General features: G+C 37.4%; 1 protein-coding gene. It reads left to right on the top strand.

Annotation, left to right across the window (positions count from 1 at the left end; all coding sequences use genetic code 11):
* Nucleotides 1–312: 312 nt before the first annotated feature.
* On the top strand, nucleotides 313–567 hold the full coding sequence (locus BKH46_RS09340; protein WP_095226543.1) for a hypothetical protein: 255 nt from the start codon (nucleotides 313–315) through the stop codon (nucleotides 565–567).
* Nucleotides 568–626 lie beyond the last annotated feature (59 nt).

Genomic DNA, 626 nt, shown 5'->3' with positions numbered 1-626 from the left:
CATAAAACATACAAGATATGTTTTAAATCCAAACGAAAGGCACAAAATGAGAAAGCTTGAAAAGATTATCAACATCACCTACAAAATCTGCTTGATAATCTTAGCAATCAACCAAATCTATGCGATTTGGAGGGGGTAACCCCACTTCTCAAGTCTTTTGCATTTTGTGTGTCTGATTATACCATAAGGAGTGAATATGGAAGTCTTAGAAACTATCAGCAATATATGTATTTTAGTGGCTTTGTTTTGTGCGTTTTTTCAGAATAAGAGATTAGAGAAGAGAATCGAAACACTAGAGAAAGGGGGCAAATAATGCGAACAAAAGCCATTAACAGCAATTATCGCCCAAATAAAAATAAAATCATCTTAGATTATGGCAATGAAGCGCAGATGTGCGAGAGCCGAGGGATTAAATACACAAGTTATCGCAATGTCGTGTATTGCAGTAAAAAGAATCGTATTTTTAAAAATATCGAGCTCCTAAATCTCATCAGAGAACTCATCAAAGATGGCTATGTCGAGTATGTCGGAGAGGCGAAGAATCAGGGGGTGTGCGATGAGGTGTGAGAGGGAGAGGGGGTATAGCGGGAAATTGTATATCAAGTTTCAAGAAAGTCTGAAAACAC

This window comes from Helicobacter sp. 12S02634-8 (assembly GCF_002272865.1).
Classification (GTDB): Bacteria; Campylobacterota; Campylobacteria; order Campylobacterales; family Helicobacteraceae; genus Helicobacter_J.
This window is presented reverse-complemented; position numbering and strand designations above follow the sequence as displayed.

What these genes read in the sequence shown, in the direction of transcription:
- BKH46_RS09340 (WP_095226543.1), top strand. Translation starts at nt 313, where the DNA reads ATGCGAACAAAAGCCATTAACAGCAATTATCGCCCAAATAAAAATAAA.